The sequence below is a fragment of the Herminiimonas sp. GW821-FHT09C12 genome (assembly GCF_059416385.1).
The window spans coordinates 1,297,122-1,322,836 of sequence record NZ_JBWKPC010000001.1 but is presented as its reverse complement, the minus strand read 5'-3'; the positions used below and the strand labels follow the sequence as shown (position 1 = coordinate 1,322,836).

22 protein-coding genes are annotated in these 25,715 nt (G+C 49.1%); 1 reads left to right on the top strand and 21 read right to left on the bottom strand.

The window, feature by feature from the left end:
- Positions 1-10 precede the first annotated feature (10 nt).
- Positions 11-877 (top strand): pirin family protein, encoded by an 867-nt coding sequence (locus AC07N2_RS06245; RefSeq protein WP_494777470.1) that lies wholly within the window; start codon positions 11-13, stop codon positions 875-877.
- Positions 878-926: 49 nt separating this feature from the next.
- On the opposite strand, the gene AC07N2_RS06240 is transcribed toward AC07N2_RS06245, so the two are convergent.
- From AC07N2_RS06240 to AC07N2_RS06140, 21 genes are all read right to left on the bottom strand, one after another.
- Entirely contained in the window at positions 927-2,324 is a 1,398-nt protein-coding gene (locus AC07N2_RS06240; RefSeq protein ID WP_494777469.1) for a sigma 54-interacting transcriptional regulator, read from the bottom strand.
- Positions 2,325-2,345: 21 nt separating this feature from the next.
- Positions 2,346-2,702, bottom strand: a complete 357-nt coding sequence (locus tag AC07N2_RS06235) for a DUF4282 domain-containing protein (protein ID WP_494777468.1) — start codon at positions 2,700-2,702, stop codon at positions 2,346-2,348.
- A gap of 32 nt (positions 2,703-2,734) precedes the next feature.
- Entirely contained in the window at positions 2,735-4,828 is a 2,094-nt protein-coding gene (locus AC07N2_RS06230) for a pilus assembly protein TadG-related protein (RefSeq protein WP_494778123.1), read from the bottom strand.
- 21 nt (positions 4,829-4,849) lie between these two features.
- Positions 4,850-5,197, bottom strand: coding sequence for a DUF3613 domain-containing protein (locus AC07N2_RS06225; protein ID WP_494777467.1), 348 nt, complete (start codon positions 5,195-5,197; stop codon positions 4,850-4,852).
- Positions 5,198-5,239: 42 nt separating this feature from the next.
- Entirely contained in the window at positions 5,240-6,094 is an 855-nt protein-coding gene (locus AC07N2_RS06220; RefSeq protein ID WP_494777466.1) for a pilus assembly protein, read from the bottom strand.
- Between the two features lie 10 nt (positions 6,095-6,104).
- On the bottom strand, positions 6,105-7,049 hold the full coding sequence (locus tag AC07N2_RS06215; protein ID WP_494777465.1) for a type II secretion system F family protein: 945 nt from the start codon (positions 7,047-7,049) through the stop codon (positions 6,105-6,107).
- A gap of 7 nt (positions 7,050-7,056) precedes the next feature.
- Positions 7,057-7,995 carry a type II secretion system F family protein gene (locus AC07N2_RS06210; RefSeq protein WP_494777464.1) on the bottom strand — a complete coding sequence of 313 codons (939 nt, stop codon included), beginning with the start codon at positions 7,993-7,995 and terminating at the stop codon, positions 7,057-7,059.
- Positions 7,995-9,308 carry a TadA family conjugal transfer-associated ATPase gene (locus AC07N2_RS06205; protein ID WP_494777463.1) on the bottom strand — a complete coding sequence of 438 codons (1,314 nt, stop codon included), beginning with the start codon at positions 9,306-9,308 and terminating at the stop codon, positions 7,995-7,997. The genes AC07N2_RS06210 and AC07N2_RS06205 overlap by 1 nt, the downstream gene beginning before the upstream one ends.
- 39 nt (positions 9,309-9,347) lie before the next feature.
- Complete coding sequence (locus AC07N2_RS06200) at positions 9,348-10,355, bottom strand: CpaE/TadZ family protein (protein WP_494777462.1); 1,008 nt, start codon at positions 10,353-10,355, stop codon at positions 9,348-9,350.
- A 272-nt stretch (positions 10,356-10,627) separates the two neighbouring features.
- On the bottom strand, positions 10,628-11,926 hold the full coding sequence (locus tag AC07N2_RS06195) for a type II and III secretion system protein family protein (protein ID WP_494777461.1): 1,299 nt from the start codon (positions 11,924-11,926) through the stop codon (positions 10,628-10,630).
- A gap of 45 nt (positions 11,927-11,971) precedes the next feature.
- Positions 11,972-12,907 (bottom strand): Flp pilus assembly protein CpaB, encoded by a 936-nt coding sequence (cpaB, locus tag AC07N2_RS06190; protein WP_494777460.1) that lies wholly within the window; start codon positions 12,905-12,907, stop codon positions 11,972-11,974.
- A gap of 34 nt (positions 12,908-12,941) precedes the next feature.
- Entirely contained in the window at positions 12,942-13,412 is a 471-nt protein-coding gene (locus AC07N2_RS06185; protein WP_494777459.1) for a TadE/TadG family type IV pilus assembly protein, read from the bottom strand.
- Positions 13,413-13,480: 68 nt separating this feature from the next.
- Positions 13,481-13,999 (bottom strand): A24 family peptidase, encoded by a 519-nt coding sequence (locus AC07N2_RS06180; protein WP_494777458.1) that lies wholly within the window; start codon positions 13,997-13,999, stop codon positions 13,481-13,483.
- Between the two features lie 81 nt (positions 14,000-14,080).
- The gene (locus tag AC07N2_RS06175; RefSeq protein WP_494777457.1) at positions 14,081-14,254 is read right to left on the bottom strand and encodes a Flp family type IVb pilin; all 174 of its coding nucleotides are present in this window, start codon (positions 14,252-14,254) and stop codon (positions 14,081-14,083) included.
- Positions 14,255-14,473: 219 nt separating this feature from the next.
- On the bottom strand, positions 14,474-14,647 hold the full coding sequence (locus AC07N2_RS06170; protein WP_494777456.1) for a Flp family type IVb pilin: 174 nt from the start codon (positions 14,645-14,647) through the stop codon (positions 14,474-14,476).
- A gap of 200 nt (positions 14,648-14,847) precedes the next feature.
- Positions 14,848-16,539, bottom strand: coding sequence for a ShlB/FhaC/HecB family hemolysin secretion/activation protein (locus tag AC07N2_RS06165; RefSeq protein ID WP_494777455.1), 1,692 nt, complete (start codon positions 16,537-16,539; stop codon positions 14,848-14,850).
- A gap of 630 nt (positions 16,540-17,169) precedes the next feature.
- Positions 17,170-18,966 carry a collagen-like triple helix repeat-containing protein gene (locus tag AC07N2_RS06160; RefSeq protein WP_494777454.1) on the bottom strand — a complete coding sequence of 599 codons (1,797 nt, stop codon included), beginning with the start codon at positions 18,964-18,966 and terminating at the stop codon, positions 17,170-17,172.
- A gap of 606 nt (positions 18,967-19,572) precedes the next feature.
- Positions 19,573-20,982 (bottom strand): MipA/OmpV family protein, encoded by a 1,410-nt coding sequence (locus tag AC07N2_RS06155; protein ID WP_494777453.1) that lies wholly within the window; start codon positions 20,980-20,982, stop codon positions 19,573-19,575.
- Between the two features lie 150 nt (positions 20,983-21,132).
- Entirely contained in the window at positions 21,133-22,329 is a 1,197-nt protein-coding gene (locus tag AC07N2_RS06150; RefSeq protein ID WP_494777452.1) for a multidrug effflux MFS transporter, read from the bottom strand.
- A gap of 400 nt (positions 22,330-22,729) precedes the next feature.
- Positions 22,730-23,950, bottom strand: coding sequence for a porin (locus AC07N2_RS06145; protein WP_494777451.1), 1,221 nt, complete (start codon positions 23,948-23,950; stop codon positions 22,730-22,732).
- A 373-nt stretch (positions 23,951-24,323) separates the two neighbouring features.
- Positions 24,324-25,703 carry an L-serine ammonia-lyase gene (locus tag AC07N2_RS06140; protein ID WP_494777450.1) on the bottom strand — a complete coding sequence of 460 codons (1,380 nt, stop codon included), beginning with the start codon at positions 25,701-25,703 and terminating at the stop codon, positions 24,324-24,326.
- Positions 25,704-25,715: the final 12 nt, after the last annotated feature.

The window sequence follows — 25,715 nt, the reverse complement described above, 5'->3', positions numbered from 1 at the left end:
GGAAACAAGCATGAAAAAGATTATTGGTGTCTATAGCGCTCCTCGCCCACATTGGGTGGGTGATGGTTTTCCCGTACGCTCGATGTTTTCCTATCAGAGCCACGGCAAACAACTGAGCCCATTCTTGCTGCTGGATTACGCCGGCCCGGCTGAATTCAGCCCGGCATCACGTCCTCCTGGCGTTGGTTCGCACCCGCATCGCGGCTTCGAAACCGTCACCATTGTTTATAAAGGTGAGGTTGAGCATCGCGATTCCACTGGCCAAGGCGGCGTGATTGGTCCCGGCGATGTTCAATGGATGACGGCCGGTGCCGGCATTCTGCATGAGGAATTTCATTCCGAAGCCTTCACCCGTTCCGGCGGTACGCTGGAAATGGTGCAACTGTGGGTCAACCTGCCAGCCAAGGACAAGATGACGGCGCCTGGTTATCAAGCCATCGTCGATCGCGACATCCCAACCGTCGCGTTACCAAATGACGCCGGCTCGATACGCGTCATTGCAGGTGACTATCAGGGCAATGCCGGACCGGCGCGCACCTTTACGCCTATGCAGGTGTGGGATATGCGTCTGAATCAAGGCAGCGTCAGCGAATTGAATCTGCCTGAAGGCTGGAATTCGGCATTGATCGTGTTACGCGGTACCGTTCTGGTTAATGGTGATGCGGTTGCACGTGAAGCACAAATGGTTTTGCTGGATCGTACTGGCAGCAGCATTTCCATCGAAGCCAACAGCGATGCTGTCGTGTTACTGATCAGCGGCGAACCTATCGATGAACCTATCGTGGGTCACGGTCCGTTTGTAATGAATAGTCAGGAAGAAATCATCCAAGCCATAGACGACTTCAACAGTGGACGCTTCGCGCAAATACCGCGCTAAACAAAAGCCACATTAAAAAGCCATGTCGGTTCGCCGACATGGCTTTTTTTCAAGGCTCTACTTCGCCAGGCTCCGGATCACCATCAATGATCTGGAATTTACGCATTTTTTCCCACAGCACCTTGCGACTCATTTTCAAATGGTTCGCCGTATCTTGCCTGCGCCAGTTATGCGCATCCAGCGCCTCAATAATACGATTGCGATCAGCGGCATCCCATTTTTTTCGCGTACCAGCCTGATCTTCGTTATCGCATTCCACCTTCAATTCCTGCAAGGCCAAAAACACGCGATCAATCGCAGCTCTATCCCAATCACCAAGCTGACGATGAATAATCGTGATGCGCTCTGCAATATTGCGCAACTCCCTGACATTGCCGCGGAAACGCGTGTTGGCAACCATGCGCAACAACCAATCCGGAATCTCCGGCAACGGTGAAGAATCACGCGCACCATTTTTAAATATCTGCATCACGATGCCGCGGAAGATAGCGATCTTGTCGATCTCACCGCGCTCTTCCAAACTAGGTACACGCAATTCGATCACGGCCATGCGGTAATATAAATCCGAGCGAAACATTTCTTGCCTGACCAATTCGCGTAAATTCCGATTGGTTGCCGCCACTAATCGGAACTCAATATCGATCTCCGTCGTCGAACCTAAGCGCGTTACCTTGCTCTGTTCCAGCACACGCAACAATTTGACTTGCTGATACAAAGGAAGATCGCCGATCTCATCCAGAAAAAGTGTGCCGTTGTCAGCTTGTTCGAAATAGCCTTTATGCGCCAGCATCGCACCGGTAAATGCGCCCTTCGCATGACCGAAAAAATGCGACTCAAACAAACCATCGGGAATCGCACCGCAGTTGACCGCAACAAAGGGACCATTTCCATAGCGACTATGATTCTCGTGTAGCAGTCGCGCGATACGTTCCTTACCCACACCGGTTTCACCCGCGATCAACACATTCGAATCACAATCAGCAAAGGCCGTCGTCTCTTTCAACAAAGTACGCATGATTTCTGATTCTGCAATCAGTGGATCGCGCTCCTGCGCCGCCTTCGTATTGCTATGCAATTCACCCGCCAAACCAAACACCAAACGACGCAATTCCGCGCACGTAAAATCCAGCATCAAAATATGCGAATACTCCGGCGGATAAACACGTGAATCATAAGCACGTGGTGCTTCTGCTACCCAGATCACCGGCATGCCATGCGCCTTTTGCCAATCATCAGCATTGAAGCGCCCGCCATCAATCATCGTGACAGAAATAATCGCAATGGATGGCGACACCTTCGCCTGATCCTGTACCAGATCCATGCTGTCTGCCCGAATAACATCCACCTCGGAGCTAATCAGGCAGCGAACGATGCGATCGAAAATATCGGATTTACCTTCCCACACATAAATGTCGATATTTTCTTGAGGCGATTTGTTTTTTAGCATTCTGTTTGTACAAAGCTTCCGTCAGTCGTTTTTCAAAACACGCACGCTTGGTATTTTTTGATAAGCATCCACCCTTGCCTGTCGATGCGATAACAGGTTACGAATCTCCACCAGTCTTGCGTAAATATTGAACGCAAGGATTAGCATCTCGCACAGCAAGCGCCAGATCAATAGAGACAGCACCGTCGCACCTATCGCCAGCAGCACGCCAGAGATACCCTTATCAGGCATTTCAAAAGTCGCGAAGAAGCCGCCTATGCCCGCACTCAAAATAAGGATCACCCCGCCCCAATAAATCACTTTGATCAAGAGCGGCGCAATCAAATGATCGAAGCCGAGATAGCCAAACCATTTACTAAAGGATGTTTTGTTTTTCATGGGCAAATGTCGAGAGTCGTTATAGGACATTTTTAATAAACCAATCTGACGTTGTCACCGCCACCACATTTCAAGTCGATCAAAGTCACGTCGACTTGCCCCAAACTTATGCCAAGTAAATTATTAAGCTGTGTTGCTAAGGCCTGACCCAAACTATCTAAAAGCGGTTCCAAAAGTTGAGTTACCAAACCCAAAATAGTCAGCAATACTTTACTGATTGAGGCGGAACCATTCGTTTGGTTTCCCTCTAATTGCATCGCCAAATTGCATTGATTTATTTTTTCAGGTGTAAATAGATTTGTGGCTGCACATAGCGTCTGTCCAAGCAAGTTACCCACGACATTAAGCAAGCCGCCTACCAAATTACCAATAGAACTTAATAAGTTCATCAACAAAGCTCCAAGAGACGCGACGAGATCTGGATTTGCATTTACACTATTAACAAATGTTTTGAGCGCTCCCAATGCCCCCTCCACCGTATTCAATGCTGTGTTTAGTACATTACCCGTTGCACCCAGAAGCGCGCCTGCAAGCGTACTATTGGTGATAGTCCCTTGCCCATTCCCTGCCCCACCCACAATCGCATTTAATAGTTTGGCGAGTAAACCATCTACCAAATTCGATACCAGCGTACCGAGTGGCAAACTATTGCCGGGGAATGTATATGCTTCCCCCTTAACAAAAGTGTGGCTACCTGTGTTTGCCAATCCCGAGATGGCGAGACTTGTATTAATCACCGCCCCTCCTTTAAGCACGTCGAGAAGAGGGTAAGGCGGCAAGCTCGCATCACATGCTGGCGCTGCTGTTGAAAAAGCATTAGCAGCGGTCAGCGCACCAACACAAAGTTGAAGAATCGGAGCGCTGATTGAAATTGTCGCCGTATCTTTCCCGTTACTTTTCACCTGACACATCGCATCAATATTTGCCCACCCATTGACCACATCAATGGCTATCGGCAAATCAGCACTAAGTACATTCAAGCCCAAAAGATTGCTTTTTATATGAGTAAATATTCTGACCTGCGAAGTATAAGCCTTCGTATTTACACCACCGATACCGATTGACGGCGGCTCAACAATACCGACTTTTGTTTCTGATTGAAGAATGCCTGCGGGAAGATTCGCCCCCAAATTCAACTCAGCAGCATTGTGGCCATTTGCAACACCAATCGCGGTTGTTATCAAATCCAAAGCATTGATGTCCGTACTTAAGGCTGAATTCCCATTTGCAGCATCGACCAATGCAAATATGCCGCCACGTCCATTCGCATTAGAAAAAATTTGAACCGGCAGTTTAAGTTGTGCGGTGCTAATTCCCAGAAGGCTAATGAAATCTTGCTGGCCTACCACAGTTGTCATTGCCCCTAACAAGGTTTCCAAGGTACATACACCGTTACTACAGCCGGCTGTATTCAAATCCAAAACACTTTTTTTGATAGTCCCCACATCAGCATTAAGAGGTATCTGGGCGCCTAGAGCCCTCAACAAACCACTAGACTTTATCGATACATTTGCCAAACCATTGTAGGACGCAATATCAACGCCATTCATTCCCACGCCCAGTTTGGTTAAGAGCCCAGGAACAACACCACCGTTAATTCTCAATAGCCTAGAGCCGACTGAAAAAACAGCAATCGGCGCATCCGCCGTAGCAATCGCAACTGCACTCACAGCCCTACTCGCCCAAGCACCAAAAAAACTAGAAAATGACTTACTCACCAATACGCTAACGGCATTCGGTGTCGCCCCATTTAGATCCACCGAGTAGTGTGGCGCTGTCTTCACAACCGCAGGGTCCCATCTTCCGCAAGTTACAGTAGGTGCCTCAGTAAAACCCTGTGCATTCGCATTAGCCGCAGCGATAGAAGGCACTGAGAGACATGGATCGTTAGATGCCAACGATCGTCCCAATTGCTGCGCACCAGCCAGCGCCGCCAGATCTGCCACTTTCTGCAATTCACGCTTCTGAAAAAACAGATAACCAATATCTATCGACGCCAACAAGATCACCATCGTTGAAATGCCGATTGCAGCCATCACAACAATCGAACCACGCTGACGCGAGCTCACCCACATGCAATGCAATGCATGTGTATAGGCGATGCTGGAGCCGAACATGATTTTCATATTCAATCGTCAGTTGAATTATTATTGCCCGTCGCTCTTCCTGATAGCGCGTTCAAAATTTTCAGGGATTTTGTATTTAAAACTATCCTTATAGCGCTCCCAACTCAGCGCGCTTGTTGCACCTAGCATGGGCAATCCAGGCCCCGCAGCACTGCCATTTACCTGCATAGTTAACAAGGCCGAAGTGACTTCACCGATCTGGCGTGCCTTGGGTTTGCTCTTCACAAACGACGTATCGGATTCGCCATCAACTGCTTGTGCATTACAAATCGGAATAGCCCCAAATAACAATGCAGCACATCCGCAGATCGATACTAAAGATGCACGCAGCGATATTGCGTGACGCTTGGATGAAATGAATTGCGACATAAGTCCCCCTGATATCCGGATAAAAGTACGCATGTGACGCAGCTATTCGCTACGGCTGCGCGGTATTACATTCGGCTGTAACAATTGCAGTTGCAGTTGTAATTGCATGCCGTTACCACTGGCAATAGTTGGCAAGGTACGATTCTGGATATCAGCATCGCTAACGATCTTCGCCGTTGGCTGCGTACCTCGCGCTGTGATGGCATCCTTGCGCTTGCGAATTTCGGCCCTTACATCAGGTGGGATGTTCGCATCCTTCATCAGGGATTCTGCTTTCTCTTTTTCATCTGAAAGTAAAAAGAACAGAGCTAGATTACTGATGACCTTACGATTGTCCGGAGCCAATTCAACCGCCTGCATTAAAGGCGAACGTGCAGCAGCGCGATCACCGTCATACAGCAAGGCATAACTTAAGTCGCTCAACACCATCGCATTAGTTGGATCACGTCGATTGGATTCGCGTAGATGCGCAATTGCATTGCTAGAATCACCTCTTTGTGCCGCCAGCAAACCCAGGCCATGCCAAGCAGCGGCCGCCTCTGTTGTTGCCAGCAATTGTCGGTATTGTTTTTCTGCGGCTTCTTGCTGCCCGGTTGCACGTAAAGCATCGGCATACAAGCGCTGTATTTCCGGCGATGATCCATAATTTTTTTGATACGCATCGATGTGTGCAATCGAAGCAAAATACAAGGAGCGATCCTGCATCTTCTTGATCATATCCAGATATACCTGCTTATTATCCAAAGCAGGCTTATCCAGCTCGGCCTGCTGACGTTGCAATGCCGCCTCACTTCGAGCCGCATAATCACTCGCCGAAGAATTGAAGTTGGCGCAACCACTACAGAGTGCAAGAATCGAGAATGCTGTAATAACATTGCTCTTGGTATGTGCTTGCATGGTCAGCCCTCTATAACTTAGAAAGTGCTCGGATAATTGCCAGGAAGCCAGCACCACCCGTGATAATCAACAAAGCCGGCAGCAACGCCAAGACCATGACACCTGTCATCTTGACTGTGAGTTTCCCAACCTTTGCCTTCATGTCCAACTTGCGCTGCTCGCGCACACGGTCACTGAACTGTTGCAGTGGCTGCTGCACTGCACCACCGTAATGATCGACTTGCACAATCAGGCGAGCAATAGCACTCATGTCTTCATTGTCGAAGACGGTGGAAAAACGTCGCAACGATTGCTCACGAGTACGCCCATTCAAATATTGTTGTGCCGCAATCTGCAATTCCTTGCTCAGGATGGGCAAGGAACTAGAGAATTCGTTTTCCACAACATTCAGACTTTGGTCAATTGACAGGCCGACACCTTGCAGCAAACGCAAGAGATCAATCAGCAATGGCAATTCTTCAGCAGCTTGACGGCGACGCTCTTTGGCCTTGATCTGCATCACCCATTTCGGTGCCATGTAGCCGATCGAGAAACCAAAAAATCCTATGATCAACAAAACAAGCAACGATCGATCTGGCGTCATGCCCCATGCCAATACAGGCAAGCCAATACCAAGTAATACGCGCGTGGCAAAGAACAGTGTTTTTCCTCGAATATCATTCACACCACATTGATCGAGCAATACTCGATCTTCTTCAGCGACCAATTGTTTCCCAAGCGGTGTATCAACCCAGTGCGCCATATACGCGATAAAACTATCCAGCCCTCGACGCCACAAAGGTCCTTGTGCCCGCACTACTTCTTCGACCGGATGTTCTTGTGTATCAATGCGACGATTTAATATTTTTTCACTGCGCATGAATTGCCACGCCTGGCGTAACAAACCGCTGCCAAGTACCAGTGCAGCAGCAGCCAGCAGTAGTATTGAAAAAACAAGCAAGATATGTGGCGTCATATCGTCCTCACAGCGATTTGGCCATGCGATATAAGAAGTAAGCGCCGACAACCTCCAGCACGGCAGCAGCAATCAACAAGTTTTTCCCGATTGGATCTTCCAGCATCGTGACAAACATGTTGTTATTGAAAATGATCATGAAAATACCCATACCGATAGGCAACATACCCAGAATCCATGCCGACAATCTGGTTTCTGCAGACAAGGCACTCAATTCATTTTGTGCGTGTTCATGATCGCGCATGAAGGCCGCCATACGTTCCAACACGGTGTCAGCACGACCACCAAAACGCAGAGCAACGCCAATGACGGCAGCGATCAACTCCAATTCCACCAAATGAAAAACACGCGCTTGCTGAAGCAGTGCATGTTCAAGATCCATGCCTGCCTGCACCAGACGATTACTGCGCTCCAGTACATCGCGCATCGGCTCTTCTGTCGTCAACACGGCAACCTGAAATGCAGACTCCAGACTGTTGCCAACGATGGTCAAACGGACCATCGTATCGAGGAAGGCAGGCAACTGACGCACCATCTTTTGGTGCCGGCGCGTGGCTTTCCACCACAAACGGAAATACAGCAACGTCACATACAGGAACAAGGTACCGATGACAGACAAGACGCCACCGAATATCGCTGCCAATAAGGTGAACAACAAACCAGGAATGATCAGGAACGCATAGAAAATCGGCGTCGGAACAATGCCCGCGCGCAAATAGAAGCGCCTCCAGATATTTGATTCAAGTCGTGGCTGCGACAAGATGCCCTGTTCAAACTCATCGCCTGTCGCCAGATTCTGTGTAGACACCGCACTGCGGATTTGCTTATCAACAAAAACTGAAGTTGCATATTGCCGCAAATGAAGTTGCGCGTTTTGCCACAACAGGATGCCGCATGCGAGCAGCAAGATCGCACCGGACGTCAACCATAATGTCAGCGCTGTCATCAGTTTCTCTTTTGTGGATTACCGCCATTAGGCTGCACTTGCCGTTTTTTCAATTTTGGCGAATGCGGTTGAATACCGAGCGATACCCAGCGATCTTTTTCCTCACCGTCAGGGCCGCTGAAACTTTCGTGGCGATAGAGTTCCTGCGTTGTAATGATGTTATCGCCAACGCCGGTAATTTCAGTGATTGATACGATACGTCGTCGCCCATTGGACAATCGTCCGATCTGAACGATGAAATCCAACGCACCCGCAATCTGGCGACGCAGACTAGACTCGCTTCCCTGGAAGCCCGCAAAGCCAGCCAACATCTCGATCCGATGCAAACATTCACGCGGCGTATTGGCATGAATAGTCGCCATTGAGCCATCGTGACCTGTATTCATCGCTTGCAACATTTCCAGTACTTCCGCACCGCGCACTTCCCCGACGATGATGCGATCTGGCCGCATACGTAAGCTATTTCGTATCAGATCCCGAATCGTGACAACGCCTGTTCCTTCGAAGCTACCAACACGTGACTCAAGACGCACAACATGTGGATGATTTAATGACAGTTCTGCCGTATCTTCGACAGTAACCACGCGTTCATTTTCCGGAAGGAAGAAAGCCAACGCATTGAGTAACGAGGTTTTTCCGGAACTGGTACCACCGGAAATCAAGATATTGCAACGCGCCTTTACCGCACTTTCCAGCAAAGAAAATAACTCGTCATTAAGTGTTCCCAGTTGCTGCAGATCACTAGGTTTAAGCGGATCTTTACGAAATTTTCGGATCGAGACCATCGGCCCATCGACTGCCAGCGGCTCAATCACGACATTCAAGCGACCACCATCTGGCAAGCGCGCATCGACCATCGGATTTGACTCATCCAGTCGACGTCCGAGCGGCGCAAGTATGCGTCGCACTATGCGCAACAAATGATTGTTATCAGTAAAGCGCAAAGTCTCACGTTGCAACACACCATGACGTGAAACAAATACATCGTTGTAACCGTTGATCAGAATATCTTCCACATCGCCATCGGCCAGCAGATCTTCCAACGGCCCCAATCCGGCCAGCTCCTTGGTCAATGCATCGGCAATCAGACGCACTTCATTTTCATTCAGAGGGATACGACGCAAGCGCACAAAACCATCAACATCTAGATTGACGAACTGTTGTATTGCCGACCGCGACCAGCGACCAAACTCAGCACCCAACTCCTCAATACGCGTCAAAAGATTGTCGTATGCAGCAGTTTTTATGTCCTGAAATCTTTGTGTATTCACAAAGATTTCATCTTCTTTTGTAAGTACTATTTGATCGTTCATCTCGCCTGCCTTTATCTCGGCCCTTGCCGTCGTTTATCGTTATGGCTTGAGAAAACTTGGGACCCAGCTCGATAGCTTGCTGGCATGCTTGTCCGAATGCGGATTCAATAATTTTTCTGCTAAATCGTGAACCGCTCGCACGTATGGATCGTGCTTGGCGATTTCATGTAACAACTTCCCCTGATTGGCACTACTCATCAAGCGCAATGTACATTCCGGCATGACTGCTGCCAGCGGCAAACTAAAACGTTCTGCAATCTGTTGTGCACTCATACCGTATCGAATGTCATAACGATTGACGACTAACTGCAAGCGACTGGCATCACCACCATGTTTCTCACACTCTTTCAACATGCTTGAAAGCGAAACCAGCGAGCCCGGACTTTGATCGGTCACCAGCAATGTCTGGTCTGATGCATTGACCATGCTTTCAACAAACGGCATATCGGAGAAACCGCCCAAATCCATAATCAATACATCGAAGTAAAGGCGCAGCTGTGACAACAAAGAACGCACATCTGTACTGGATATATCTGCGATTTCTGCCAATGAACGCGGCAAAGAAATCACTTTGATGCCACTATGACTCGTCGCCAAAGCAGTTTGGATCAAGGTCCGGTCGAGGCGATGCCGATTACGCACCGTATCGCTGAAATTGAAATTCCCTGTGACGTTGAGATAAAGCTGCCCATCACAAGCAGGCAAACCAAGATCAAGCAGTCCTATTTGATAATCTTTGTGCTGAACCGATTTTTCTTGTTGCAGGATATCGGCCAGATGAACAGCCAATGTCGTTGTACCGACACCAGCGCGCGCGCCAAGCAAGGTAATCAATGCTCCTTCAACCGATACGGTGGGGCTGGATACGGCAGAAACCAATTTGTAGATAACGTCGTGTGCCTCATCCACCGGTGCCGTCATGTCGATGAAATGATGAACTCCAGCACGTAGTGCCGCAACAGCTCCTTCTGGATAATCCATGGTACCGACAGCAACCACCGGCACATCCGGTAGCTTGCCCTTCATCATCTGCGCTAACGCGATCATGTCTGCAGTACAGTTTGCCGTGCTGTCGCCGCAATTACCGGAAAAATCGAGCAATATCAGTCTGGGTCTACACTCCGCAACACGTGAAATAAGGAGAGCGGTCGCAGCCAGCTCCTGCTGTATCACATGCCACTCGCTTAGCGCATGAGCGAGCCAACGCAGATGCGCCCCATTAGACGAGCAAAAGACGAATCGATTGCTGTCATTGGGGGCAATTTCGCGCTGCCGACCTTTTTCCATGAGCTGTTCCAACGGTTTTTTCTCCACTTTGTTTATTTGGAAAATCCAGGTAGATCATCGCGTCCAGCAACACCCATGATGTAGCTACCCCATGCATTCCCCGGTGTATCACGTCTTTCCTTATCACCACCTGGCAAGGCTAGCTCCACACCTTTTGCTATTGGCTTTACCAAATGTGGGGTCACGATGATGACCAATTCTTTTTCATCCTGGCTGTATTTCATGCTGCGAAAGAATGGCCCGAGAATAGGTAGGTCACCTAAAAAAGGAATTTTGTCGATGCTAGATTTCGTAGTGCGCGATACCAGTCCACCAATGACAAAACTTTCTCCATCGCCTAGTTCCAACGTGGTTTCTGTACGTCGAGTGGAAATCGCCGGGATCGTCAAACCAGCGGCAACAATCGCGTTTGCATAATCGAGATCACTGGCCTCTGGTGCCACTTTGAGTGCGATACGGTTGGCTGCCAAAACGGTAGGTGTCACCGTTAAGCCGATACCGAAAGGTTTGAAAACAATAGTCGTGGTTCCTAACCCCCCCGCTTGAGGAACAGGCAATTCACCTCCGGCAAGAAAGCTGGCACTTTGTCCTGACAAAGCAATTAATGATGGCTGTGCCAAGACGCGCGCCAATCCATTCTGCTCTATCAGTTTTACACGAGTATTGACACTACCACTACCAGCGCCAAGCAAGTTGAAAGCTTGTGATATCGGCGTTTGCGATTGTGCCGATAAAATGCTGGAAAAATTATTCAAACCAAAACTGAACGTTGCTCCTCTGCTTTGATTGAACAAGAAATCGAAACCGGCTTCTTTGAGAATATTTCTACTGAACTCAACTATCTTCACATCAATCTGCACTACACCACTAGTTGCTATAGTCGATTTATCCAGTACTTTTTCCTGTCCGACGGCCAGCACGGCCAATGCATTGGTATTAGTATGCGAAAGCAAGGACGGTGCTTGACCACGTATGCTGGCGCTGTCGCTATTGATCTGTAAATCGGCTCCCTCTTCTGACAGTTGACCTTGCAACTGACTTTGCACCTTGACGTTCCACACCTTGGTGGCACCATTGCGCGGCCATGCAGTCACCACCGTAGTGCCCGGCTTCTTGCCGACCAGAAGGACGCTGCCTTCGCGCTTGTTCGAACCGCGCAATACCACTACATCTGCAACTTCAGGATCCTCTACCGCAATCCGTTCCAGATTGATTGGTGTCTTCAGCGTACGTTGCTCGCGCACATTCAAAGTCAAAGTAGACTCATCTGCTGTTACCGGCATCGCAAGCAACAATCCCATCATCATCGCTGTAGCATTGAGTATTTTCATTTTTCAGATATCCGCTTCAGATAATCGATAAAGAAATGTCGGCATTTAAAAACTGACGTTTTCCCGCTGCGTTCCTTTGATGACTTCCAATGTGTTCGATGCTTTTGTTGATGATCTGGATATTGTCTTGTTCGCTGTATTAGTCTTGCCACTCGCCCAACTGGAAAAATCTACGCCGGAATACGCTTGGTTATCGCCTGTTTTCAAGGCGACCTTGTCTTCCGTTGATAAGCCGGATTTTTCTTTCAACACGCGATTGGGCTCAGGGAACAAAGCAATGTCAGCGGCGCTGGCATCTCCAGGATGACGCAATACCAGCGTCAACTTCCCATTCTGGGCTGCCAGTAAAAGTTGATTGACCTGATCAACAGGCGTAGCGAGTACCGCTGTGCGCGCTTGTACAGGCTGGGAATTCTGATTATTTGCAGCCTGAGTGGGCGCTGGCGATGCTTCGCCCAGCGTGTTTGCACCATAAGTCAGCACACGTTGACGCGATGCCAGCAAGCGCGATTGACTGACATCTATATCATTCCCTTTTTTTAAAGTGAAAAACACATCGACATAATCACCAGCCACTATCCGATTACCGACACCAACCACTTCATCCACAGGGATTGCCACTGCACGTTCGCCATCAGCCAACTTCAATGCCAAGCCTCGCACCAATTGATCTTCTGTGATCATCTTGTCAGCCGCAATATCACTTGCTGGAATCTTGCCTATGACTTCCGTTGAGTCGACATACGTACCGTTTGTGATCATCGGCAAATTAATCAACTTCACACCATCCGCAGTGATCGCCTTACCTTTCTCTAGATTTTTGGCAGCCACCACAACTGAATACGTTACCTTGGCTGGCATGGCGACACTTACGCCAGGAGCTGGAACAGGCGCTTGATGCCCCATCCACCATGCGAGCGCAGCCAGACACACTGCCAGCAATACCAGAATCACAGCGATGATTTTTGTCAGTTTATTCATGGCGTCATCATTTTTCTAAAGTAGTAATGCATGGTCAATCAAGCTGAATAATTGCCCTACTTGATAATTGCGCTGGCACTACCACACCCATCAAGGGGCCGAGTATCAATGGCGTCAACGGGTTCTGCGAATAATTAGGATAGGTAACTGTGACTTGATAACAGCGGATTCCCGATGTCCCGTACGGGCAGCTCGCAAGCAAAGTGCCATTAAAAGTAATGCGTGTCCCCAACCAGGCGGCTGCGCTACTAGTGCCGACGGAAGCCGCGCGGGCATTGGATTCACGAATAGTATCGGTAGCTGCGTAACGCAAAGCTGCGCGCGCACCTTCTGCCGCAGCCAAAGTAATCGATTGCTGCGCGACGAAAATCAAACCGTAAGTGATGATCCCGTAAAAAATAAGGAAAAAAATCGGGAAGACAAAAGCGAATTCAATCGCAGAAGCACCATGCTGTTTTTGAGATGCTTGCGCAATATTTTTTCTGATCACAGGTCGTGACTTCATTTTGCATAAACATAATTTCTGTAATAACGAAAATGATTCCACCTTGGCATGGCATTGAATTGAATTTTTCATTGCCCCCTCCATGTCGTCACCAAAAAATAAATAGCTGCAACTGCCAAATACGCTGCGTAGGGAATACCTTTTCTTCCTTCTCTCGCATTCAACATTCGCTGGTACATGGCGTTACCTGTCATCTGTTGCATCACGCGAAGCACACTTGGCGGCATCGATACGTCCCATGTTTGCGACCAGTAAAAGATAACTGCATGCATACCAGCCAAAAGACTACCGACCAACCACGCCACTACTAATCCCTTCAATCCCAATACCGCACCCAGCACGACTAGAAACTTGACATCACCCGCGCCCATCACGCGCCATGCATACAAGGGAATAAATACGATCAATGCAAGCACGCCGCTGCTGAATGATTGCCATGCATCGATTCCAGCAATACCACCCCCTGTTGCTATCAAGTACCCGGTATGTACCAACAGCGCCAACAACAAAACGCCATTTGGCACACGCCGGAACAAGACGTCGTAGGCCACAACTACGATACAAAGACAAAAAAACAGAATTTCCATTAATTTTTCAATACATAAAAACAAATCGGAAACACTCTGCCTCCATATGTACGATTTTCTGGTTCATGCACATCCAATTTCCTACACGACCGTGGCAAGTTTGGTCACAATCAAGTTGAAAATACGACTTAAATCAGTGCCAATAGAAGTAACGGCGACCAGAATCGCAATGCTGATTAAACCTGCAATCAATCCGTACTCAATCGCCGTAGCACCTTCTTCATCTTTGATAAAACGGTTAATTTGGCTTTTCATTTTTAACTCCTGTTTTACTAGCCAGACCAACTTGCCCAATGTGTACCAACAGCACTAACAACTATCTGCATTTGGCACACATCTAGGCAAGATGTCATGGGAAGCAATGGCAATACACAAACAGGAAAACAAAGGAGCTATTAGTTTCTTAATTCACAAACATTAGAAACCTTCAGCCTCTATGTTTACCTTCTTGATGTATTCACCACATCCAATTTCCTACACGACCGTAGCAAGTTTGGTCACAATCAAGTTGAAAATACGACTTAGATTGCTACCAATAGAAGTAACCGCAACCAGAATGGCAATGCTGATCAAACCGGCAATCAAGCCGTACTCAATCGCTGTTGCACCTTCTTCGTCTTTGATAAAACGGATAATTTGGCTTTTCATTTTGTGCTCCTGTTTCTCTATCAATATAAATTTTTACTATTCAGGCGGCGCTCATTACTGGCGACCAACCCTGTCTTTTTAGTCATGTCGTTGATTCGTTCTCGATGTCGTACTCCTTTCTTCAAACGCAGCCTGTACAGTTAAAAAGGAAATCTCCCCATGCGACCATTTCGATTCTTTTAATGGTCTTTCTTGTTCTTTCAATCCATCTGGAATGAATACGCAAAATTCAATCGTGGTGCGCGTCGGCTGGCATTGATGGGTATTTCGCCAACTGGTTGCGCGATGGATAAATCCAGTGAGTAATAACGTTGATCGGTAAAGCGTACGCCAAAACCGGCGGATGCAATTTGACTGTGAGTCAACGTGCCTGAGTTTGAATACACTCTCGCAGAGTCAGCCAAGATGTAAGGTTGAATTCTTTTGAGGTAGGTGCCGTTATAGGGAAATGCCCGATTGAATTCGAGTGAGAGCCCCCAGCCTTGATCGCCTGCGATTTCACCTGCTGGATAGGCAAGGCCAAATAGTCTTGCGCCGAAACCAATCTGCTCTGATAGCGGAAGAATGCTGTTGCTGTATTGCCCGCTGCCGCTGAACGTAGCACCATATCCATCAGAGAACTGTCTGCTGTGTGAGAAGCCACCTTTGATGCGCAGGAAATCGAGATCGATATTGCCGTTGATCTGATCTGCACCCAATGCGTTGAGGCCTTGATACACACCCAGCGACCATTGTGTGCTGCTTCTGTCTGACAGTTCCGCCGAAGACAGCTCCAAACTCAGCGCGCGAATGTCGGAACTCAATTCAATACTTGGCGCTGGTGCTGCCACATTCAACGTGTAACGCGTGGCATTCTTAACGGCGTAGATGCCGCCAGAAATGGTCAGATTACGGCTAGGCTTCAAGATCAGCGGATAGCTGACGTTGGCACTTACACGTTGCGTCTTTGTTTCATAAGTTGATTGCAATTGCTGTGCAAGCAAAGCCTGATTCTGCGGTTGTCCCTTGTAGTCCGACAGCGTGACCTGCAGCAACATGCCTTGATGACGTATCGGTTGCGTGTAGTTCACGCCGACATATTTTTCATGCAGTGGCCCAGGCGGTGCGAGTGCACTCACCGTGAGTTGCTCACCTAATGGCGTCAATCCGTTTGTCGTTGCACTGAATATGCCGCGCAGATGCGAGGTTGCAGTATCCAGACTGAATGCGGTCGTGATCGGTTTGCGACTCACGTTCAATATCATTTCTGCCGCACCATCCGTATTCACAGGTGGGCTCACTGTCGCCTTGATGCTCATGCCGGGTTGCAAACCAAGTACGCCGGTGATGCGTTCGAAAGTTGCGCGACGGAGTGGGCGATCTTCCTTGAGTTGTTCGGCAATCTCTTTCAGGCGTTCTTCTGATGCGCCGGGATTACCTTCGATCTTGACCGTACTGACATAACCTTCCACCACATTGATGACGACAATATTGTTTTTGAAGTCTTGGGCGGGAACAAAAGCGAATGAGAGTGGATAGCCTGCTTGTTGATATAGCTGCGTAACTTTTTGTGCCGCTTGCAGCAACTCGGCAACGGTTACTTCGCGATTGGTGAGTGGGGCGAATTCCGCGGCAACAAGCTCAAAGGGAAGTGTTTCTACACCAGCGATCTGGAAGCGCGATGGCACGATGCGGCTGGCAAGCAAACGCTGCATCGCTGGATCTTGTGCTTGCGGTTGAATATCAACGCTGACTGGCTGAGCTGGACTCTGCTCCAGTTTAGGCAAGCTATCGAGAGGATTACCCAAGCCCGGGCTGCGTGCATCCGCGGCACTGGCACATGGCATCAAAGCCAATTGCCCCAGTGCGCTCGTCAGGCAGACGGCAACCACTCTTTCTATGAATCTTTGCATACAGTCCCTTTTGTCAGCATGTTGCTTACATGCCTCCTTCCAGTACTACATATCCCGATGTCACAGCGCCTTATACACAAAGTGCATATGGGGCTTTAACCTTAGTTGATTTTTGGCAAGAGTCAAATTACCAATTTATGCTGACATCTTTTGTAAGTGCTTACTGACGGCCTTGCACTTTAAACAAGTGACCTTCGAGCAATGTCAATAAAAGACGCGCAAATTGTTAATCAAGTGAAGTTGCTTCAAAGAATGAGCTTGTCAGGCCAGTCTGAACATCCCATAAATGCGGTATTTTTGGATAAAAACGACAAACAATGTTTCTAAGAATCAATAATTTAGAATTCGAAGCTGATAACTTGGACAAGCTTTGTTTACGCTTGTGAAAATCACATTACTAAGAATTCATATTTATCTAAAACCGACATGCATTATTGACATCTTTGTTCTTGGTGCACTGTTTGTCAGCCTAGTACGCACTTATGTAGAAGACATTGGATGACAACCCAACTTCTACTATTGCCATTGCTCGAAAATCTCTTCGGTACTACATGCCATCAACTGCTCGTCCATTCGTACAAAATCCCGACCGTGAAGATCGGGATTTTGCTGATGGAAAGAATGACGCTCTTATTTTTTACCGAGCAATCCGTTCACCAAAGCGCTAACGGTATTGGTCACAGGCGACAGAACATTGTTAGTGCCATTAGTGCTTCCACTGTTACCGCTAGCCGTATTACCAGCGATTAATGGAGCAACGATAGGGTTGATGATATTGGTGACTGGCGACAACAAGTTTGTCGTACCGGCACCGCTAGCCAAACCGCCGCCAAGCAATGGATTAATGATGTTCGTCACTGGTGTCAACAAGTTCGTTGTCCCTGTGCCGCCAGCTAAACCACCACCGAGCAATGGATTGAGCAAACCTGTAACAGGTGCCAACAAGTTACCTGTACCGCTACCACCGGCCAGACCACCGCCAAGCAATGGGTTGATGATATTGGTCACTGGCGACAACAAGTTCGTGGTACCGGCACCACCAGCCAAGCCACCACCAAGCAATGGATTGAGCAAGCCTGTAATCGGTGTCAACAGATTGCCGACATTGCCGCTACCTGGTGTGCCGCCCAAGCTGCCACCCAACAACGGATCCAGGATGGCGACTACTGGTGTCAAGATATTGGTGGTACCACCAGTACCGCCACCTATGCCACCCACACCACCAAGCAGTGGATTCACGATGTTGAAAACTGGCGACAAGATGTTGGTCGTACCACCAGTACCACCCAAGCCGCCAAGCAATGGATCGACGATGTTGAAGACTGGAGCGAGGATGTTGGTCGTACCGCCAATTCCACCGATACCGCCCAAACCGCCACCCAACAATGGATTCACGATGGCGATGACTGGCGACAGGATATTAGTCGTGCCACCGATTCCGCCTATACCACCGATGCCACCCAAGCCACCACCGAACAGTGGATTAACGATAGGCGACAACAACGCGAGCAAGTCACCACTTCCAGAAACATTAGAAGGGTTCGCAAGGTTACCCAGATTCGTGAACAAGATGCCCAATCCAAGCGATTGTGAATCTTTTTCGTGAACCAGAATGCCAGTCGATGTCACCACATTGCCGAGCGCAACGACTACGCCACCCAGATTATTGACGACAGGTACGCCGCTTTTTGTCAGAGTGCCGCCGACGTTACCGAGAACGTTGCCGCCCACAGTGCCGACGATGTTATTGACTGGCACACCAAGGCCGGTCGTTTTACCCACAGCTTGCGTCAAGGTTGTGACGTTGTTAGTGAGTGGGACGATGGTATGGCTGAGCGTCTGTGTAATTCTTTCGACAGGGCCGGTAGCAAGCAAGGTTGTCAACGGTACAGAAATATTGGAAACAGTCTGACCGACATTGGTGACCAAGCCACCGACAGGTGTAGTCACAGGCTCCAGCACAGCCAGTTCACCATGACCAAGATTCGTCACCAAATTACCTGCGCTGCGCACAGTCACCCCGGTTTGATCAACGACATTGCCGGTATTGGTCAACGTCACGCCGACTGGATTGTCGATCAAGCCCATCTGACCCAGACCACTGCTGATGCCATTGCCGAGTACGGTAACGATGCCACCGCCGTCAACGACCACCTTGCCCAAATCTGTTTGCGTTTGTTTGGGAACAATTGGCAGATTCAAGTTTCCAACTGTTGTACCGACGCCGGATACGGCACCGCCGACAGCCGAAACCAGATTGCCGGTCTTGTCGACGATAGTCCCTGTTGTCGTTACTTTGGCAGGTGTGCTGTTATCACCTGCACTGGTAGAGCCGCTACCAACCGTTTTAGTGGTGGTGCAACCGCTCATCAACACAATGGCTGAAAGGAGCGCGGTGCTCATCATTGTTTTCTGTAAGTTGTTCATCCTCGTTCCCCTCGTTTTAATTCAAATATGAAGACCCGTACTTTCCAAGTGGCAAATTGCATGCCAATCGGGAAAACGCGTTTTACATTTTTTTTGTTTTTAAAAAACCACTTAAAAATCAAATACTTGAATTGAAAATTAGAGGAATGTCATCGCTATTCTTAGGGGCTTAAATAGCGTGTTCCGTGTTACTTGTAACGTAACGTTCGGAACAAAATGTTCTGTATTTCAAGATTTATGCTGTCTTGAACTTTCTTTGGAAAAGAACTGTCACCTGTAATTGGTACTTATTTTTTTGTAGCCGCTGCATTCAAAAATCAGACAGCTATGCATGACGTGTTGAAGCACATCACGCCAGATTTTCCGCAACACGCGCTGAAGAAATCACGACAATGACGAACTACGTATTAGTAGAAAAGGAATAGAGCGAAGGAGGTATTGGACGGAGAAGCAAACGTTGAGTGATGGAGGTGAATGACTATCGAGACTCACATAGATGCGCGCATGGACGCATTAAGAAGCATGGAACATTCAGGCGATAAGCCCTGCTCTCAACACTGCAGAACAAAAGTCCGTTACACACAAATCATGCAACGGACTCAGTAATTAGATTTTCATTTCAAAATAAGTGTAGAGGTAATTCGAACCACCATTGACGCTACCAAGCAAGCGGGATGAACCGAAGATACCTGATCGATGCGACACGCCGACGCCAACATACGCATCTTTCAATGCTCGTGAGCCGATCAAGTCACCCAGACTTACATCTATCGTCGGGTCCAGATAATTCAACAAGCGCGATGTAGGTCGATCACGCGCGGCCTGACTACTCGCTTCGGTGTACGGCACACGATTAGCGAATGAAGCGCCTAATCCAAAACCGAGACGTGTCTTGACTCTATCGTTCCACGGCAAGCCGTAGTAATAGGCCTTCATGAATAGATCGACCTGCACGCCATTCGCCTGCAAGTTTCTATCGTCGTGATACACCACACCGGCATAACCGACAAAATCAAGCGGCCAGCCATTGAGTTTTTCGATAAACGGTTTACCGATGTGCACACCCATGATGCTGGTTGGATTCGTCTTATCCAAGTCGGCGCATTTGAAGGTCAGGATTTTCGCCAAGTGGCAGCTATCGGCTCCAGCTCGGCCATACAGGACACGCACATACGTCGGCGTTTTCTCATCTGCCCACAATTTCTTGTAGCTACCAAAATCGTAAGCAGCACCGATGAAGAATGATGGTTGCAGACCTTTGCGCACAATTGGACTATCTTTTATATCGCTGCTTAATGATGTAAGCGACACACCTGCCAACAAACGCCAGCGTTCGGTCACATCGTAAGAGCTATACAAATTCAGCGAAACATTGGTGCCCGCACCCGACTTATAAGCGGGCCTGCTGGCAGTCGCTTCACTCGCTAGCACACCGTAGTAATAGTTATTGAGCTTGGAGTCGCGCATGGAAATACCAATGCTAGGGCGCAAGGTCAATCGACCCGAACGCCAATCGTAAGCATATTCAAGCTCCAGTTCAGTACCATTCGAAGTGCCACTGACATCATGCAAGAGAGACGCATAGAGCGTCCCCCACGGTTGTTGATAACGATAAGTAAATCCCAGATCAACGCCGGTGCTACGCGCCGCCATCCCGCTCAAGACAGGGATTTTTCCATCTTCAGGAAATCCTTCCAGACGCCGGCGAAAGAAAACGTCAAAGCGCTGTTCTGCATCTGGAACGTATTTGATACCGATGCGATTAGCCTGTACGGAAACATGCTCACCCTCATATAGATAAAGCGGCAGCAAGTCTCGTCGCACGCCACCACCGATATAAGGAGATTTTTCCATGCGCATGACAGCGCCCAGTCCAGCACCACCAGGCTCTGTAATCAAATCACTGAAAGGACTGGATGCCGTCTGCGCATGTGCCGTCACTGCAGTAGACAATGCAAAAACCGACAGTGCGATTTTGCGAGTGACTTTATTACGTTGAAATAAGGATATTGCCATCAAGAGTTCTCTTTTTTAAATTGTTCTTATAGGAAGACTGAAGCGTCTTGTTTGGACACCGGATAAAGAATCATGCACGCATTACTAGCTCATGGCAATTTTGCATCAACATAGCTGACTTAATCTGTGCGGTAACAAACATGCGAGCACCTATTTATTGCCGTGCAATCTCGCCTTACTCAAAGTTATCCACGACATTGCCAAGGCCACCAATGAACAAACTGCGATACCCACCACCATAGGCCTAGCGCTACCGTCTACGAATAAACCAACGAATGCCATAACCAAGGCACCGGTCACGAATTGCAGCGTGCCCATCAGCGCCGAAGCCGTGCCTGCGATGGCACCGTGCTCCTCCAATGCAAGTACCGATGTTGTTGGCACCACCAAGCCAAGGAAACCATAACCGACAAATAGCATCACCAGCATCACATCCAAACGATCTATGCCTATCAGATTGATTGCCAGAAGCAAGCTCATCACCAACGCATAGCCGACCACCGCTACCTTTACCACCGGCACCAAGCCAAAGCGCGCACTTAGTCGCCCGGTAAATTGCGACACACCGATAAAGGCCGCGGCATTGGCAGCAAAGGCAATGCTGTATTGCCGTGGCGTCAGGCCATAGTGATCAATCAATACAAACGATGAATTGGCCAGATAAGCAAAGAAGCTGGAAATGCCAAAAGCACCGATGAATACCAAACCCAAAAAGTGGCGATCACGCAGTAGCAAGCCATAACCCTGAATCGCGCTACGCACACTGCTATCTACACGCTCCTCGGGTGGGCGCGTCTCTTCTTGACTGGTGGCGAGCAAAACCAAGGCCATCACAGCAGCCACCGTCACAGCCCAAAACACACTACGCCAACCAGCCCATTCAATCAAAAAACTACCGGCGAGCGGCGCAAGAATAGGCGACACGCTAAACACCAGCATCAACAACGACATTAATCGCGCCGCATCATGACCCGTATGTAAATCACGCACTACCGCACGCGGAATCACCATGCCCGCACTCGCGCCCAATCCTTGCAGGAAGCGCAAAACGATCAAGGTTTGAATATCCGGTGCCAGCGCGCAGCCCACACTGCAAACAGCAAAAAGTATCAGGCCAAAATAAAGCGGCAACTTGCGTCCCATCATGTCCGAAATCGGACCATAGATGATTTGACCGATACCTAACGAGATGAAAAACGCCATCAGACTTGCCTGCACGCCACTCGTGGACGCACCCAAGGTTTGCCCTATCGACGGCAAAGCAGGCAAATACATATCAATGGCAAAAGGGCCGATGGCGGACAGCAAGCCCAGCACCAACGCATTTTTCAGGAAAGGTGTATTCATTGAATGATCTTATTCAGGAAACAGCATCATGCAAGCCATGATCTTTTGAGCTACAGCACATCAGCGTCGATACGCCAGCGATCAGAGCGAATGATAGAAAAGCTGAGGCAAGTATGATTTGCCTACACGCAACTATCGTTCCGTAATGAAAAATGGAGCCTACATAGGCTCCTTAGAGGTCTTTGCAAAAAGCAGGCAATCGTCACCAAGTGTCGTTAGGTGAGATTTTACGGGATTTAAGTTGATGCCGATGCAAAATGCTGTCGAGCGAATGCAATCAAACAATATTGGCAACATCGCGCGCAGTTTTCGGTAACGCGCTCCGCCAAATGTTTGCAGAATACTGGGGCCAAGCATTACTTCATCAGGGCAGAATATGTGAACTGCCCTGATGAATACATTAGAAGCGCTGACGTATGCCCACGCCAAAACTGATTCCACTGGATTGCTCTGTCAGCTTGTCGTAACTGACCACGCTATACACATCAGTACGTTTGGAGAAAAAGTAGTCATATCCCAGCGAGGCCGTATTGCGAATGATCGACGACTTTACGCCCGAGTTACCCAACACGGCACTGAAGTTGCCATCGGCCTTTACATTGGTTCGCGCCCAGGAAAACAACACCGAACCTTTACCCACAGGCACGCTGGTACCCAATTGCACCGTATTCGACTTCAGATCGTATTGGCTGTCGTCCGCCGCTCCAATCAAGCGGGTCGTCCCATAGTTCAGTGTGCCAAAGAGCTTCATGAATTGCAGGTCATAGGCACCACCGACAAACCAGGTGTCATTCTTGGACGCCGCCAGAGTATAGGTCGCGCCGGTCACCTGGTTGTATGGAGTAAACGTGAAAACCTGAGAGGCCCCATTGGTGACAGGATCGAGCGGATTGTTGACCTTTACCGATTGAAAGTAGGCACCGAAAGAAAGTGGCCCACTCTCATACATCGTATTCGCGCCGTAGTTGTTCTTGCCCGAATTTCCTGCCTGCTCGCCAAATTGAAAGAACAGGCTGGTGGTAAATCCGCCGAGTTTTGGCGTGACATACATGATCTGGTTACTCCACCCCGTATCGCCGGACACGGTTGGCGACCAGGCTTGACCACGATAGCGACCTGAGGGCATCTGCGTATGCAGCTCAAGTGGTGAGAATGCGAATGAACCGCCGAATGGGCTGAAGCTCAAGGTAGGAATGAAGTTGGGTGCCACATCTCGCCCCAGAGACACGCGCCCAAATGAACCGGAAAGTCCCACATTGGCATCCCGCGAGAACGCCGAGTCAGAATTGAAGCGCCCCAGAGCACCGACATCAGGCCGCAAGAAACCGGTCAGCGCAAAATGCGCCCGCAAACCGCCACCCAACTCTTCCGTTCCCTTGACACCCCACCATGAGGTTTCCATGCCGCTGCTGTTCACGCCCGATGTGCTCCGCGCATCACCACTATTTTTGGTGGCCCCAGCATAGACATCGAGCATGCCGCTTACCTGCACAGAGCTCTGTGCAAAGACGCTCATTGAAAATACCGACGCGGCAAAGCCTAGTACGCTACCTATGGCAGCATGCTTTACCAACTTTATTGAACACTCTTTCTTTAAAGTAAATTGCGCAACTTCCTTCATAGTCTCTCCTCCGATATTTTTATCTCTACGTGCTTGAACACACGACTAAACAAACCAGAATGTGCGTCACTGATTTGATTTAGCGATACTAGGAGAGAAGAGTGATGCGATCTTGTTCAACAACGAACAACTCATTGTCGAAATCAGTATTTGAAAAACACGAACTGTTCTTCACGATAAGCCCCGCTCTGATCAAGCAAGCTCAAGACGCATGCGGGCGACGCGTGATGAGCCACGAACTGGAAGATTATTTTTGACGGTCCAAACAAAAAATGCGAAGCCTCAGAGAGAGCTTCGCATTTTTATTGATACATTTAGTGCGGGCAGATATTAAAACGGTAGTTTCACATACGCGGCTATTCAGAGAATCCCTTCAGCATTCGATCACATTGACCGCAAGGCCGCCGCGTGATGTTTCCTTGTACTTCGTTTTCATGTCTGCGCCGGTCTCGCGCATCGTTTTAATCACATTATCAAGCGACACAAAATGGCGCCCGTCGCCGTGCAAGGACATGCGCACTGCATTGATGGCTTTGACCGAGCCCATTGCGTTACGCTCGATACATGGCACCTGCACCAGTCCGCCAATCGGATCGCAGGTCAGGCCGAGGTTGTGCTCCATACCGATTTCGGCAGCGTTCTCAACTTGCTCGGGTGTACCGCCCATTACTTCCGCCAAGCCTCCTGCAGCCATCGAGCATGCCACCCCGACCTCGCCCTGGCAGCCGACTTCCGCCCCGGAGATCGAAGCGTTCTCTTTGTACAGAATGCCAATCGCTGCTGCGGTCAGCAAAAAACGTACGATGCCATCGTCGTTCGCTCCCGGCACAAAACGGTGGTAGTAGTGCAGCACCGCTGGAATGATGCCAGCCGCTCCGTTGGTCGGCGCGGTGACAACACGGCCGCCCGTGGCGTTTTCTTCATTCACCGCGAGTGCGTATAGATTGACCCAATCAAGAGTAGTCAGAGGATCACTCAAACCACTTTCCGCCTGCGTCAGCAACCTCTGATGCAAAGCAGCTGCACGACGTCGAACCTGCATCGGCCCAGGCAAGACACCTTCCTGCTCGCAACCGCGCGTGACGCAATCCTGCATCACATGCCAAATGTTTAGCAGGCCGCTGCGAATCTCTTCTTCGGAACGCCAAACTTTTTCGTTCTCCATCATCAGTTGGCTGATCGAGATTTTGTTGGCTTCGCACAGCCGCAACAGGTCTGCGCCGCTATGAAATGGATAAGGCTGATTCGTGCTGTCTGGCACCAGGCGGTCTTGTGCGGCCGCGTTTTCATTGACGACAAAGCCGCCACCGATCGAGTAATACACTTTGCTGACAAGTTCAGCCTGATTCGCATCGTAGGCAGTGAAACACATGCCGTTGGTGTGATACGGCAATATGCGCCGCCGGTAGAACAGCAAGTGTTCTTTTTCAATGAAAGCGACTTCTCGCTCTCCCAGCAGCTTGATACTGCCGCTGTTGCGGATCTGGGCAAGCTTGGCCGCGATCGTGTCTATCTCGACTAGATCAGGAGCTTCACCCATCAGTCCGAGCAGCACCGCCTTGTCACTACCATGACCTTTTCCGGTCGCACCCAGTGAGCCAAACAACTCAGCCTTAATACTGTGCGTGGAATCCAGCAGGCCGTTCTCTTTCAAACCGTTGGCAAAGGTGGCTGCCGCCCGCATTGGTCCCACAGTATGAGAGCTGGAGGGACCAATACCAATCTTGAACAGTTCGAATACGCTGATCGCCATGCTGTTTCCGTC

Excerpts from the sequence above, each read along its gene's own strand:
- AC07N2_RS06195 (WP_494777461.1), bottom strand. The coding sequence starts at position 11,926 with ATGAAAATACTCAATGCTACAGCGATGATGATGGGATTGTTGCTTGCG.
- AC07N2_RS06165 (WP_494777455.1), bottom strand. The coding sequence starts at position 16,539 with ATGCAAAGATTCATAGAAAGAGTGGTTGCCGTCTGCCTGACGAGCGCA.
- AC07N2_RS06175 (WP_494777457.1), bottom strand. The coding sequence starts at position 14,254 with ATGAAAAGCCAAATTAACCGTTTTATCAAAGATGAAGAAGGTGCTACG.
- AC07N2_RS06200 (WP_494777462.1), bottom strand. The coding sequence starts at position 10,355 with ATGATCGCGTTAGCGCAGATGATGAAGGGCAAGCTACCGGATGTGCCG.
- AC07N2_RS06150 (WP_494777452.1), bottom strand. The coding sequence starts at position 22,329 with ATGAATACACCTTTCCTGAAAAATGCGTTGGTGCTGGGCTTGCTGTCC.
- cpaB (WP_494777460.1), bottom strand. The coding sequence starts at position 12,907 with ATGAATAAACTGACAAAAATCATCGCTGTGATTCTGGTATTGCTGGCA.
- AC07N2_RS06205 (WP_494777463.1), bottom strand. The coding sequence starts at position 9,308 with ATGAACGATCAAATAGTACTTACAAAAGAAGATGAAATCTTTGTGAAT.
- AC07N2_RS06155 (WP_494777453.1), bottom strand. The coding sequence starts at position 20,982 with ATGGCAATATCCTTATTTCAACGTAATAAAGTCACTCGCAAAATCGCA.
- AC07N2_RS06185 (WP_494777459.1), bottom strand. The coding sequence starts at position 13,412 with ATGAAGTCACGACCTGTGATCAGAAAAAATATTGCGCAAGCATCTCAA.
- AC07N2_RS06180 (WP_494777458.1), bottom strand. The coding sequence starts at position 13,999 with ATGGAAATTCTGTTTTTTTGTCTTTGTATCGTAGTTGTGGCCTACGAC.
- AC07N2_RS06220 (WP_494777466.1), bottom strand. The coding sequence starts at position 6,094 with ATGCAAGCACATACCAAGAGCAATGTTATTACAGCATTCTCGATTCTT.
- AC07N2_RS06215 (WP_494777465.1), bottom strand. The coding sequence starts at position 7,049 with ATGACGCCACATATCTTGCTTGTTTTTTCAATACTACTGCTGGCTGCT.
- AC07N2_RS06140 (WP_494777450.1), bottom strand. The coding sequence starts at position 25,703 with ATGGCGATCAGCGTATTCGAACTGTTCAAGATTGGTATTGGTCCCTCC.
- AC07N2_RS06245 (WP_494777470.1), top strand. The coding sequence starts at position 11 with ATGAAAAAGATTATTGGTGTCTATAGCGCTCCTCGCCCACATTGGGTG.
- AC07N2_RS06230 (WP_494778123.1), bottom strand. The coding sequence starts at position 4,828 with ATGAAAATCATGTTCGGCTCCAGCATCGCCTATACACATGCATTGCAT.
- AC07N2_RS06210 (WP_494777464.1), bottom strand. The coding sequence starts at position 7,995 with ATGACAGCGCTGACATTATGGTTGACGTCCGGTGCGATCTTGCTGCTC.
- AC07N2_RS06235 (WP_494777468.1), bottom strand. The coding sequence starts at position 2,702 with ATGAAAAACAAAACATCCTTTAGTAAATGGTTTGGCTATCTCGGCTTC.
- AC07N2_RS06170 (WP_494777456.1), bottom strand. The coding sequence starts at position 14,647 with ATGAAAAGCCAAATTATCCGTTTTATCAAAGACGAAGAAGGTGCAACA.
- AC07N2_RS06145 (WP_494777451.1), bottom strand. The coding sequence starts at position 23,950 with ATGAAGGAAGTTGCGCAATTTACTTTAAAGAAAGAGTGTTCAATAAAG.
- AC07N2_RS06240 (WP_494777469.1), bottom strand. The coding sequence starts at position 2,324 with ATGCTAAAAAACAAATCGCCTCAAGAAAATATCGACATTTATGTGTGG.
- AC07N2_RS06225 (WP_494777467.1), bottom strand. The coding sequence starts at position 5,197 with ATGTCGCAATTCATTTCATCCAAGCGTCACGCAATATCGCTGCGTGCA.
- AC07N2_RS06160 (WP_494777454.1), bottom strand. The coding sequence starts at position 18,966 with ATGAACAACTTACAGAAAACAATGATGAGCACCGCGCTCCTTTCAGCC.